This window comes from Ferruginibacter sp. (assembly GCF_028288465.1).
In the GTDB taxonomy this organism is placed as follows: Bacteria; Bacteroidota; Bacteroidia; order Chitinophagales; family Chitinophagaceae; genus Ferruginibacter.
The window spans coordinates 1-12656 of the sequence record NZ_JAQBNR010000067.1; the positions used below are offsets into that span (position 1 = coordinate 1).

Below are 12656 nucleotides of genomic sequence, written 5' to 3' on the forward strand. Positions count from 1 at the left end.
CAAATTAAAAAGATCAATATAAAAGTCGACACTGCAAAAAGCACTTTATACCTGTCGGTAAAACCGGGAACAAAATTAAATGCGTTTAACCCATCTTTTATTTCGTTTCCTGGCGTGAAGATAACACCAGCCGGTCCGCAGCAGTTTGCAAACGGCCCGGTTCCATATCAAGTTACCATCAAAGGACAGACACCGCAAAAATGGTTGGTATCGGTAGCCGAAAACCACAATCCTGTGCTGGACGGTTTTTATGCAGACCCTGATATTTTGTATTCGCACAAAACAAACAGGTTTTATCTATATCCTACCAGCGATGGTTTTAACAACTGGTCAGGCACTTATTTCAAAACATTTTCATCAACCAATTTAGTTAACTGGAAAGATGAAGGCATAATACTGGATTTAAACAAAGATGTAAGCTGGGCCAAACGAAATGCATGGGCGCCCTGTATACAGGAAAAAAAGACAGGTAACAGCTACAAATATTTTTTTTATTTTACTGCTGCACAAAAAATTGGGGTTGCTGTTGCAAATGATCCTGCAGGGCCATTTGTTGACTCGGGTAAACCGCTTATTGATAAGTTGCCGGAAGGCATTAAAGGAGGGCAGCAAATAGATCCGGATGTATTTGCAGACCCGCAAACAGGCAAGACCTATTTATACTGGGGCAATGGTTATATGGCTTGTGCCGAATTGAATGACGATATGATTTCGTTGAAACAAGAAACCGAAAAAGTAATTACGCCAGACAATACATTCCGTGAAGGCACCACCGTTTTTTTCAGGAACGGACGATATTATTTTCTTTGGTCAGAGGACGATACAAGAAGTGAAAATTATAAAGTGCGATATGGTACGGGCATTTCACCCACCGGGCCCATATCCATACCCGCAAACAACCTGGTGATAGCAAAAGATACGGCTGCCGGTATTTATGCAACGGGGCATAATAGTATCATACAAATTCCGGGTAAAGATGAATGGTATATTGTTTATCACCGCTTCAATTATCCAAATGGAATTAAGATGGGCGATGCGGCAGGTTATAACAGGGAAGTATGTATTGATAAACTGGAGTTTAATACGGACGGATCTATAAAGCAGGTAACACCCACACATAAAGGTATTAAAGCAGTTATATTACATTGATGGGCTTTGAAATAATATCGGAACCGTTACCTTCCGAAGAAGCTTTTATTTGTTACGATAAAAATTGATGTATGTTAAAAAAATGGTTGCTTATTTGCTTTTTATTACTCCAGCTAATGCCTGTTTGTTTTGCAAATAAACCCGATTCGGTTTACCTGGTCTCTTATACAACTGGCAAAAATAACAATACTAACGGACTGCATTTTGCCCGGAGCCACGACCTTACAAGATGGGAAAGTATTGGCAATGAATTTACTTTTTTATGGAGTGATTATGGCCGGTGGGGCACTCAAAAAAAGATGATCAGTCCGTATGTAATATTGGGCAAGAATGGAGAATGGCAATGTGTGTGGCAATTGAATGAACAGGATCGTGCTTTTGCACATGCCTCATCCAATGATCTTGTTTACTGGGGCAGGCAGAGTTATCCTGTTTTAAATAAGGGTGTTAATTGCCTGCAGCCAATCATCTGGTATAACGCTTCAGCTGACAATTATACCGTTGTCTACAAAAGCAATGACGGTAAATACTATGCGGTTTCAACCACTGATTTTAAATCCTACACACCAGCTGCCGAAGTTGCCCCAGCTGCTTATAATGATGAAAGTATTACTGCGATAATTGATGGGGTAACTGTAAAAGGACAGATGCATAAAGTAGCATGGGCCGTGGTTCAAAAACTCAACCAAACATTCGAAGCATCCTCTTTTAAACGGACGGAAAACAGTGAGACAACAGTACAGGATGCACAACGTTTTGCAGGGTTGAAACCGGTAGATGTAAAAATGAGTTTACTGCCCTCCAAAACAAAAGCCATCAGTGATATGTTGCTCGGTATTTTTTTTGAAGACATTAATTATGCCGCAGATGGAGGGTTGTATGCAGAGCTGATTCAAAACCGTGATTTTGAATATTCGCTTGCAGATAAGGAAGGAAATGATACAGCCTGGAACAGTACCAATTCATGGTCTGTAAAAGGTACTGGCACAGCATTTACTATTGATTCCGTTTCGCCGGTTCACAAGAATAATTTACACTACGCAGTATTAAAAACCGTAACTACGGGAGCGGCTTTAACCAATACTGGCTTTGATGGTATCAATGTAAAGAAAGGAGATCAGTACAACTGTTCCCTTTTTGTAAAAAGAAATATTGGTCGTGGGAATTTATTGATAAAGCTCGTTGGTAACAATAATGTGGTGCTTTCGGAAGCTGTTGTTAATGCATCCACTTCATCATGGAAAAAGATTTCGGTTGTACTTACCTCCAGCGCAGAAGCAAAGGATGCATATATTGCATTACAGCCATTGTCAGCAGGAAGCCTGTCGCTTGATATGATCTCGCTGTTTCCCAAAAATACATTTAAGGCAAGACCCAACGGGCTTAGGGTGGATCTTGCCCAAACCATCGCCGACATACATCCACGTTTTGTCCGCTTCCCGGGTGGTTGTGTGGCGCATGGCGATGGCCTCGGCAACATCTACCGCTGGAAGAATACCATCGGTCCGCTGGAATCCAGGAAACCGCAAAGGAATTTATGGGGCTACCACCAGAGTGCAGGCCTGGGCTATTTTGAATATTTCCGTTTTTGTGAAGACATTGGTGCAGAGCCTGTGCCGGTGCTTGCCGCAGGCGTTCCATGTCAGAATTCAGCAGTTGGCGGTGGCGGCCAGCAGGGCGGTATACCGATGAATGAAATGGATGAATATGTGCAGGATATTCTGGACCTCGTAGAATATGCAAACGGCGATGTCACAACAACCTGGGGAAAGCAACGTGCAGCAGCCGGTCATCCAAAACCATTTAATTTAAAATACATTGGCATCGGCAATGAAGATTTGATTACAGATATTTTTGAAGAGCGGTATACAATGATCCTTCATGCAATGAAACAGCAACATCCGGAAATAACCGTGATTGGTACGGTTGGACCTAACGCTGAAGGAACCGATTACGAGGAAGGCTGGAAGCTTGCAGATAAGCTTGCCATTGCTGCAGTGGATGAACATTATTACCAGTCGCCCGGGTGGTTTATCAACAACCAATCCTTCTACGATAAATATGACCGCAGCAAATCAAAAGTGTATTTGGGTGAATATGCGGCTCATCTTCCCGGCAGGCCAAGCAATATTGAAACGGCGCTGGCAGAAGCCTTATATCTAACTGCACTGGAACGCAATGGCGATGTAGTTACCATGTCATCGTATGCACCGTTACTTGCCAAAGAAGGCCACACACAATGGAAGCCGGACCTGATCTATTTTGACAATACAGAAGTAAAAACAACAACAGATTATGAGGTGCAAAAGCTGTTTGGACAAAATTCGGGCAATGAGTATCTGCCTGCGGAGGTAATTATTTCCAGCAGCCAGGATGCTGTAAAGAAACGGATCGCCACGTCAATTGTCCGAGACACAAAAACGGGCGATGTAATTGTAAAAATGATTAACCTGTTACCTGTTGCAACAACAGTTACGATTGATTTTAAAGGAATCAATATTGCGAATACCAGCGCAATAAAAACAGTGCTCGCAGGTAAGCCGGCCGATACGAACAGTCGCCGGGTTGTATCATCCATCAACATCGGGCAAACCTTTACAGCTTCGTTGGCTGATTATTCATTTACTGTTGTCCGTATTAAAACAAGGGAGTAATCACTTTTAACTTCTATTCAGGTGCATCGGCTGCTTTTATAGGGTAAAGCCACAGGATACCCGTTCGCTTTTCATCTTTAAATGGTCATGCCGATATCTATCCCTTTTATTTTCCGGTATAAATCTGTGGCATAATTATCCGTCATACCGGATACATAATCCAGCACACCCATTACCATTTCATACTTGCTTCCTTCTGCATATAAAAACTGGGATGGGATCAGTTTAATGGCTTTCGTTTCAGATTTCGACCGGCTGGGTTTATCTTTAATGATGGGTGGAACAAAATGCATCAACAACTCATACATCACATTATAACCTGCATTTTCGATCTCTAAAACCGAGCGGTGATTGTAGATGTTTTCAATAGAAAAATCTGTTATCAGTTGCAACGCCGGGCATTCTTTTTTTACCTGGTTAAACAAAGGTGTTGTAAATGATCCGTCTAAAATGGCTTCAAAGTGATCTTCATAAATGGCTTTTGATTTCATGGTTAAAGAGTAAATAGCCTTGGCCCTTAAATAAGATACCTGGTCGTTTTTATCTCTAAAATTGTCCAGTCGCTTTTTTACTTTGGCAATATTGTCTATGCCGATAGATCCAATCAACGCAACGAGTAGATCCCTGCATTCATCATGACCAATAATGCCCAGTCGATGCGCATCTTCCAGATCGATGATATTGTAGCAGATGTCGTCGGCTGCTTCTACCAGCCAAACAAAGGGATGCCTGAAATAGACTAGTGGATCTGTTTGATCCCGGATCATGGAGGTGGCCGTTGCTACATCGCTAAATGTTTTTAATTCTGATTGAAAGAAGCCGAATTTTTTTCTGTGTGTGAAGTCTTTACTGGATCCTTCAGATTCACAGGGATATTTTGCAATGGCTGATAAGGTGGAATAGGTCAGCATCATACCCCCTTCTGTTTTTCCATTCTGCTGGTGCGTTAGCACCCGGATGGCATTCGCGTTGCCTTCAAAATTGATAAAGTCCAGCCATTCCTTTTTTGAAAAATGAGATTTTAAGCTGCTTTCATTTTTTATAAAAAAGTTGGAGATGGCATCTTCACCTGAATGACCAAAAGCCGGGTTACCGATGTCATGGCAAAGGCAGGCGGAAGAAATTACATTGGACAAACCATAATTAAAAAAGCCTTTGCTCTGATCTGACAATGAACTCGCATATTTTTTTATGATAAAGTCGCCGATCAGCGTACCCAGCGAACGGCCTACTGAAGCTACTTCCAGCGAATGCGTGAGCCTGTTGTGTACAAACACACTGCCGGGCAATGGAAATACCTGTGTTTTATTTTGCAGCCGCCTGAAGGAAGAGGAGAAAATAATCCTGTCAAAGTCTCTTTGAAAATCTGTACGTACATCAATATTGGCAGACTGCATCACAGCGCCGGTTCTTGTGTCGGAATAAAGTTTATTTAGATCCATGGTTAAAGCTGTAAATCCGGTCATTTAGTTTTATTTCCTGGTGCTTTAATAACCGGGTAAATGAAAAGGAAACTTTTTAACGGAGGCATAAAAAAACCTCACATTTCTGTGAGGTCTTTGTGGGAGCACACGGGTTCGAACCGCGGACCCTCTGCTTGTAAGGCAGATGCTCTAAACCAACTGAGCTATGCTCCCTTTACCGTTTTTTCGGATGGTAAAGATAAGGGTAAAATGTTTGTACCAAAATTTTTTTCGCTTCTTATTTTATTTTTTTTGCAAAATGGTTACTCCTGCCTTTTTAATGAAGCTATTTCTGTGCGGTAGGTGTCGCCTACCGGCAGTTCCAGGTTATTGGCTAACCCAATTTTACGGTATTGTAAAAAAGTAATTTTATCAATGGCAACAATATAACTGCGGTGAATCCGGATGAATTGTTTTTTAGGTAGCTTCTCGAGGATTTTTTTCATCGAAATCAATGTGAGGTATGACTGTGTGCCGGTCACTACTTTTACGTAATCATCCAGGGCTTCCATATAGATGATGTCAGCAAAAGGTATTTTAACCATTTTATAATCTGCATGAATGTATAAATATTGCGAAGGAACCTCTTCTTTTTCTTTACGAATTTCTCTGGAGATCGCTTTTGCAACGGCCTTTTCAAAGCGGGCCAGGTTAAATGGTTTCAATAAATAATCAATGGCATCTACTTCAAACCCTTCCACGGCGAATTCTTTATAGGCTGTTGTAAAAATTACCATGGGTTTATCTGTTAAATCTTTATAGAGCTGAAAGCCATTGATGTCGGGCATCTGGATATCCAGAAACAACAGATCAACCTGGTTTTTTTGCAGATAAGCCAATGCATCAATGGCATCAGAAAATGTCATCAGCAACTGCAGGTTGGGCAACTTCGATATGTATTTTTTTAACACTTCCAGTGCCAGTGGTTCATCGTCTATTGCTACACAGTTTATCATGCTAAGTCTAATTGTAAAAATACACCATACAAATTGTCGTTTTCATCTATGGTTAGGTTATGCTTTTTAGCATATTGCAAGTGCAGTCTTCTCAACGTGTTATTGGTTCCGGTAAATGTACTTTGCTCTGCTGTAACTACCATTACCTTATTCTTTACAGTTAACGTAAGCTGGCGTTCGTTTATAAAAATATGAATGTTGATAAAACAAGGCTCGTGATTGCTTACGCCGTATTTAAATGCATTTTCAATAAAATTAATCAATAGCAGGGGAGCAATGCTATTGGAGCCTGCTTCGCCGGTTATAGTAAAGTCTACGGTTAGTTTATCGTTGCTGCGCAGTTGCTGCAGGGTGATATAATTTTCCAGGTAATCGAGTTCCTTTTGCAATGGAACAGTGGCCGTGTTGGCATCTTCTGTTACATACCGCATGATGTCGGATAATTTTAATATTGCTTCCGGTGTTTGATCGTGTTGGGTAATGGCCAACGCATAAATATTATTCAGCGTATTAAACAAAAAATGCGGGTTGATCTGCGCCTTTAAATAAGACAATTCAGCATCCAGTTTCTGCACTCTCATTTCCTTGTTCTTTTGCTCCATCTGCCGGTAGCGGCCGGCAAGGTGAATGATACTGCTTAAAAACCAGATGATTAAAAAATGAAGAAAGCCGAAGACACTTCCTATCGTGTCCGGACCTCTTCGGGGCACACCTACTAAGCCTGCATCCGGGAGTGGCATTTTGGGTGGCATAAATTCAGCTCTTACATACGATGGTAAATAAATAGCAATGAGCATAAAAATGAACACTATCAAAAAGTAAGGCACTTTCTTTTGCCGGTAATACAATTTCGGCAGCAGTAAAAACAGGTTTAAATAAAAGAAGACAATAAGAAGACTGTTGCGCAGAAAAAAGAACAAAAAGCTGGGCTCCGGTCTCGGATTGCCTGGATGGTGAAAGTTTTTTAGATGCTCCACATCATTTGAATGAGATACATTCAGTAAAAGAAACGGAAACAAAAAAAAAGCCATCCAGCCGGAAATATGAATTAATACAGTGAGCAGTTTTTTATTCATTCAATAATTTTAATAAATAAGTCTTTCATCCGATAACGTTACAATAACAATCAAATTGATTGTGTAAAAATAGGGAATGAAATGATTGAAGTAAATTTGAAAAAAGGTAAAACGTACTAAAGAACCGGCCAATATTTACGCCCGGCAATTTTCACATTTCCTTGCAGTTTTACTGATTTAGTTTTGGTTTTAACTAACTGAATATACATTATGCTTCAACTAAAATGCCTGCTGATTGGTAACCAGCAATCTGGTAAAATACTTTTTGAACACGTTTCAAAAGTTCCATGGTTATCCTTTATTTGTAAGCCTATCAATGCAAGAGAGGCACGGCATTACCTGCAGGAATTTACAACAGACATTATTTTTTGTGATATGGCCACCATTTCAGATGCTGAAATGGAAAACTTTTTAACTGACCATTCCAGTAATGCGCTCATCATTGTGGTTGATTCCAAAACTGCTTTGTCAGCTTCAGACATTGGCAGCAATATATTTAGTTTTCTGGAAAGACCTGTTTCATTCGATCAGTTTTATTATGCAGTCAGCAGGGCAAAAGAATTTTTGTATCCGCCCACGCAACAGGAATATACACCCGCCACCGATTTTGTTTTTGTAAAATCTGAATACAAGTTTTATAAAGTGAAATTTGATGATATTCTTTTTTGTGAAGGCATGAAAGACTATACGCAGGTTTACCTGGTTGATAAACCCAAGCCCATTATAACGCTGCAAAATTTAAAAACATTTGTAAGTAAATTACCTGCCCATGATTTTATAAGAGTTCACAGATCATACGTAATTTCTTTAAGCAGCATTGATGTGGTAAGTAAAAATGAAATTGTTATCGGTAACAAATTTATTCCCATCGGCGAAAGCTACCGCAACTCCCTGTTCCAGATAATTCACCAGGCTTCATAATAAAGATTGTATTGTAAGAATAAAAAAAGGAGTGAAATTGTCTCACTCCTTTTTTATTATCGCCTGGTGGCTAACATGTATTTATTCTGCAATTCCCAATTTTTCTAAGTCAGATTTAAATATGGACGGCTTCTGGTGTTTTTTTATTTTAGTAAGCACCAGGTCGGCAACTTTTTCAGCGTCGGCCTGAGAGGCAAAACTTTTTTCGCCCGCTATGCATGGTATGATAGATTGTTTTATAAAAATTTTATTGTCAACAGTGATAGCATAGCCCCATCCATCGCCGGTCTTAAATGCATATGATCCAACAGGCATAAAATCCTTGCTGTTGGCAGGGAAAGCGGCCACAGCATTATCCTGACAACTGTAACATGCACTAAGAAGGCAAAACACTGCGATATAAAAAAAGGTAGATTTCATTTTACTGCTTGACGACTATGAATAATTTTTACGCTGAAATTTTTCTCTCCATTAATCATTGGCATTGTATGCCTCAGAAGGGAAGAACTCACGGATGTCATCAAACGGAGTGCTACTGCTTCTTCCGGTTAAAACAAAACCACGGTCATTTACTGAAAATGCTGCAGCCCCTGTTCTTGCCACACCTTCGTAAGCAGTTTTCTTAGTCCATACATCGTTTGTAAAATCGTACTCCCAGGTGTCACCCAATACTGCACCATTTTCTCCTGTGGTGATGTACCCCTTGCCATTCATTACAAAGGCAACTGCATTGGTTCTGATAATAGCATAAGCATCATCATAGGCATCGGTACTAACATTGCTGATCTTTCTTTTTTCTGTCCATACAGGTGTTGCGGTAGGATCAAAAACCCATAAATCATTTACGCCGGAGGTACTGCCGTTATTGCTTCCGGTGCATACATACGCTTTGTTATTGTATACAAAAGCAACTGCGCCTGACCGTTTGGATCCACCCATACTTAACTGTTGCGTCCAGGTGTCTGATGCAGGATCATACTGCCAAAAATCTTTCAGGTAATTGCCATCGTAGCCGGTAGAAATATAACCCTTATCCAATATACTGAAAGCTACTGCGTCATATCTTGCCCCGCCAGTAAAATCATTCTTTTGTATCCAGCTGTTGGTTGCGGGGTTGTACTGCCAAACGTCTTTCAATCTGTCTAAACCATTGTAACCTGTGCAGACATAACCTTTGCCACCTGCCGCAAACGCCACGGCTGAACTTCTTGCAGCACCCGGTAAATCAGCCCGCTGGTGCCAAAAATTTTGTGCAGGATCGTATGCCCAGAGATCGCCCAGGCGGTTGGTACCATCATAGCCCGTACCAATATATGCGGTGTCACCAATTACAAATGAAACAGCCTCACTACGTGTAACGCCCTCAAAATCTGATCTTTTAACCCAGTTACCACTGGTATCAGTAGTAGTGCTGGATGTTTTTGTGCAGGAACCAATCAACAAAGAAATACCTGAAATACTCAATAACGTAAGCCGTTTTAGTTTGTACATGCTGTATAATTTTTGCCGAAAGTATTGCGGAAGCAAACGTTAAAATCGTTAAAAAGTATTTACGGGTATTAATCATCTACAAAGCCATGTAAATGGTATATCAATCAATAAAAATCAACTATCAAACGGTTAACCGCACTGCTTGCTGAAATGCAGCCCGAAGCAGTGCCAATAAAGATGTTGGTAGATGATCTGCGGCTATTAATCCATATTAACAATACTACAGCGCCATCAGGGAATAATATTGCCAACAATTAAAAATGAACTGAGCATTATGAAGCAAAGACCCCGCTATTTTACCATTTTTTTGTTGCCGGCCTGCCTTTTATTTACATCGTTTATTATCAGCTCCTGCGAAAAACAGGATATTACTTTTGGAAGCGGTTTTATTGATAATACCATCACCAATCTTGTGCTGGTTGATACGGTTACGGTGAATGTTTCTACTGTTTATGTAGATTCATTTGTAACCTCCGGTACACATTCCATTTTAGCAGGTAAGTATAAAGATGAAAAATTCGGAACCATTGCATCGCAGTCATTTGTTCAGCTGGGCTTGCCATCCAATACCACCTACGATATTCCCAATGGTTCTGTTTTTGATTCGCTGGAAGTAATCCTGAAATTAAACAAGAGCTTTTACGGCGATACGTTGGTACCCTATAAACTGTCTGTTTACCAGTTAAGTCAGCAGATAGCTTATTCAACAGCCCAATACAGTTTTTTCAATAATAATAGCTGGCCGTATTCCAATACAACACTTGGAAGCAGCGAGATGATAATTAATCCTTCTACAAGAGATACCTTGGCAATAAAATTATCTCCGGCGCTTGGGCAAGAGCTGTTTTACAAATTGCAAAACAAAACCATCGAAGTGCAAACTGTTGATCAGTTCGTAAATTATTTCAAAGGCCTGGCCTTTGTTGGTGGCACTAATAACAATTGCATTATTGGGTTTAAAGACAGTCTTACCATGCGGTTGCACTACCAAAAGCCCGGCGTATTTTCCGAAAGTGCAATCATCGATTTTGGAATCAATCAAATCAATTACCAGTTTAATAATATTACCTCCGACAGATCAGGTACAGCGATTGCGGCATTGGGTCCATCCAATAAGCAACTGGCTGCATCAGCTACCGGTAATGCCGGATACAGCCAATATATTTCAGGGGCTGTTACCAGGCTTAGTTTTCCTTACCTGAAAGATTTATACCAGTTACCTGATTTTTTAAAAATTGTAAAGGCGGAGCTGGAAATAAAGCCTGTGCAAAACAGTTTCTTAAATTATTACCGGCTGCCGCCGACGCTGCGTTTGTCAGCTACCGATCAAACAAACCTGTTGGGTACTGATCTCACCACTATTGCGGGGTCGTCAGCCGTTGTTCAATATGGAAATCTTTACATAGATAATTTATATGGCACCAGCACGGCATACACGTACGATGTAACCAGTTACCTGCAGGCACTGTTACCAAACACAGAAGGAAGCAAAAACGGGTTGCTGGTTTTACCGCCTGATGCCACTGTAATTTTTAACAGGCTGCTGATTGCAAACGCTGCAAACGGCGCCAATAAAACCCAGGTAAAAATTTATTATGCGGCTGTTAAATAAAAAAAGAATGTCAGAGAATAAAAGAGTTAGTCTTATTGCAATTTGTTTAATGATGTCCGCAATTGCGCAGGGGCAGAATAACAGTTCGCCCTATTCTGTGTTGGGTATCGGCGATATTGAAACCAGCTATTTTAACAAGTATACCGGCATGGCTAATGCAGGCGTTGCGTTGGGCGATGAGCGTTACATCAACAATAGCAATGCGGCTTCGCTTACGCAGTTGCGGGAACACTTTTTTGCTTTTGAAACTTCCACGCGTTTTAAGCAGGTAGTGTACACAGGGGCGGGCGTTGTTGCACCTGATAATAAAACAACCGATTTTGCGGTGCGCAGGGTAAACCTGGCGGCTAAGCTTACAAAAAACTGGGGCAGCAGCATGGGCCTGATGCCTTTTAGTACAGCAGCTTTCAACTTTTCAACCAGTAAAACTATACAGGGAACATTGCTGAATGTAGATGCCAGTTACCAGGGCCAGGGTGGTGTTAACCAATTTTATTGGTCCAATGGTTATAAGGTTACAAAAAATACTTCTATTGGTGTTACCTCGTCTTTATTATTTGGTTCTATCAATCAAACAGAAGATATCCTGAGCAACGACTTAACATCTGATTTGGTTACCAAAAGCAATCTTTATTTACGTAATTATTATTTTAATTTTTCATTACAGACCAAATTAAAGCTGGGTAAAAAATGGCAATCAACCTATGGGATGACTTATACTCCCAAAACATCCTTGTATGTAGAACATTCCCTGATTGTTACAGATGGCAATACACAGATTAAAAATGAGATACTTAAAAATGATTTTTTTACATTGCCCGAAACCATCAATGCCGGCTTTGCTCTAATTAATAAGGGCATATATACTTACACTGTTAATGCACAAACACAAAACTGGAGTTCACTCAAATATGCCGGCAGCGGCTACCAACTTGTAAACAGCAATAAGTTGTCACTTGGCTTTCAGCATTCACAAAGGGCCAGAAATCCTTATGGTGTAGAATATGAAAAAGGCTTTTTTCAAATGGGTTTGTATGCGGGCAACTCCTACCTGAAAATGGATGGCCACCAGATAACTGATTTTGGTGGAAGTATCGGCTTTTCAAGAAACTCAAAAAGCAGTCCGCTGGGCTATGTTATATCGCTGGAAGCGGGCAGAAGAGGCACCACAGCTACCAGCCAGTTAAGTGAGAATTATTTCAATATCAATCTCACGCTGTCGTACCTGGAATATTTATTTGGAGGAAGGAAATATTACTAAGAATTAGCCTGACATTGCTTTAGAATACTTTCAGGCAGTGCTATCAAAGCTGTGATTAATTATTATTCCTACC

At 40.5% G+C, this 12656-nt stretch carries 10 protein-coding genes and 1 tRNA gene; 5 read left to right on the top strand and 6 right to left on the bottom strand.

From position 1 onward, the window contains the following. Together JWR61_RS24940 and JWR61_RS24945 are read left to right on the top strand one after the other, a co-directional pair. A partial coding sequence (locus JWR61_RS24940) for a family 43 glycosylhydrolase (RefSeq protein WP_301930385.1) occupies positions 1 to 1149 on the top strand: 1149 nt, incomplete at its 5' end. Positions 1150 to 1220: 71 nt separating this feature from the next. Then, positions 1221 to 3803 (top strand): alpha-L-arabinofuranosidase C-terminal domain-containing protein, encoded by a 2583-nt coding sequence (locus tag JWR61_RS24945; RefSeq protein ID WP_301930386.1) that lies wholly within the window; start codon positions 1221 to 1223, stop codon positions 3801 to 3803. 77 nt (positions 3804 to 3880) lie between these two features. Here the strand turns inward: JWR61_RS24945 and dgt are convergent, their stop codons facing one another. The 4 genes from dgt to JWR61_RS24965 form a co-directional block, all read right to left on the bottom strand. Next, positions 3881 to 5269, bottom strand: a complete 1389-nt coding sequence (gene dgt / locus JWR61_RS24950; protein WP_301930387.1) for a dGTP triphosphohydrolase — start codon at positions 5267 to 5269, stop codon at positions 3881 to 3883. Between the two features lie 96 nt (positions 5270 to 5365). Continuing rightward, positions 5366 to 5440 (bottom strand) — tRNA-Val (locus tag JWR61_RS24955). 89 nt (positions 5441 to 5529) lie between these two features. Then, entirely contained in the window at positions 5530 to 6222 is a 693-nt protein-coding gene (locus JWR61_RS24960; protein WP_301930388.1) for a LytTR family DNA-binding domain-containing protein, read from the bottom strand. Then, on the bottom strand, positions 6219 to 7298 hold the full coding sequence (locus tag JWR61_RS24965) for a sensor histidine kinase (RefSeq protein WP_301930389.1): 1080 nt from the start codon (positions 7296 to 7298) through the stop codon (positions 6219 to 6221). The genes JWR61_RS24960 and JWR61_RS24965 overlap by 4 nt, the downstream gene beginning before the upstream one ends. A gap of 210 nt (positions 7299 to 7508) precedes the next feature. On the opposite strand from JWR61_RS24965, the gene JWR61_RS24970 reads away from it, so the two are divergent. Beyond that, complete coding sequence (locus JWR61_RS24970) at positions 7509 to 8219, top strand: LytTR family DNA-binding domain-containing protein (protein WP_290339364.1); 711 nt, start codon at positions 7509 to 7511, stop codon at positions 8217 to 8219. An 81-nt stretch (positions 8220 to 8300) separates the two neighbouring features. Here the strand turns inward: JWR61_RS24970 and JWR61_RS24975 are convergent, their stop codons facing one another. After that, positions 8301 to 8639 (bottom strand): DUF4907 domain-containing protein, encoded by a 339-nt coding sequence (locus JWR61_RS24975; RefSeq protein ID WP_301930390.1) that lies wholly within the window; start codon positions 8637 to 8639, stop codon positions 8301 to 8303. A gap of 51 nt (positions 8640 to 8690) precedes the next feature. Further along, positions 8691 to 9710 (bottom strand): kelch repeat-containing protein, encoded by a 1020-nt coding sequence (locus tag JWR61_RS24980; RefSeq protein ID WP_301930391.1) that lies wholly within the window; start codon positions 9708 to 9710, stop codon positions 8691 to 8693. Positions 9711 to 9984: 274 nt separating this feature from the next. Between JWR61_RS24980 and JWR61_RS24985 the strand changes: the two genes are divergently transcribed. Both JWR61_RS24985 and JWR61_RS24990 read left to right on the top strand, forming a co-directional pair. Then, entirely contained in the window at positions 9985 to 11322 is a 1338-nt protein-coding gene (locus tag JWR61_RS24985; RefSeq protein WP_301930392.1) for a DUF4270 family protein, read from the top strand. Positions 11323 to 11329: 7 nt separating this feature from the next. Beyond that, positions 11330 to 12583 carry a hypothetical protein gene (locus tag JWR61_RS24990; protein ID WP_301930393.1) on the top strand — a complete coding sequence of 418 codons (1254 nt, stop codon included), beginning with the start codon at positions 11330 to 11332 and terminating at the stop codon, positions 12581 to 12583. Positions 12584 to 12656: the final 73 nt, after the last annotated feature.

Bases quoted from the DNA above. Each gene is read 5' to 3' on its own strand.
- dgt (WP_301930387.1), bottom strand. From the start codon at position 5,269: ATGACCGGATTTACAGCTTTAACCATGGATCTAAATAAACTTTATTCC.
- JWR61_RS24990 (WP_301930393.1), top strand. From the start codon at position 11,330: ATGTCAGAGAATAAAAGAGTTAGTCTTATTGCAATTTGTTTAATGATG.
- JWR61_RS24960 (WP_301930388.1), bottom strand. From the start codon at position 6,222: ATGATAAACTGTGTAGCAATAGACGATGAACCACTGGCACTGGAAGTG.
- JWR61_RS24965 (WP_301930389.1), bottom strand. From the start codon at position 7,298: ATGAATAAAAAACTGCTCACTGTATTAATTCATATTTCCGGCTGGATG.
- JWR61_RS24975 (WP_301930390.1), bottom strand. From the start codon at position 8,639: ATGAAATCTACCTTTTTTTATATCGCAGTGTTTTGCCTTCTTAGTGCA.
- JWR61_RS24985 (WP_301930392.1), top strand. From the start codon at position 9,985: ATGAAGCAAAGACCCCGCTATTTTACCATTTTTTTGTTGCCGGCCTGC.
- JWR61_RS24980 (WP_301930391.1), bottom strand. From the start codon at position 9,710: ATGTACAAACTAAAACGGCTTACGTTATTGAGTATTTCAGGTATTTCT.
- JWR61_RS24970 (WP_290339364.1), top strand. From the start codon at position 7,509: ATGCTTCAACTAAAATGCCTGCTGATTGGTAACCAGCAATCTGGTAAA.
- JWR61_RS24945 (WP_301930386.1), top strand. From the start codon at position 1,221: ATGTTAAAAAAATGGTTGCTTATTTGCTTTTTATTACTCCAGCTAATG.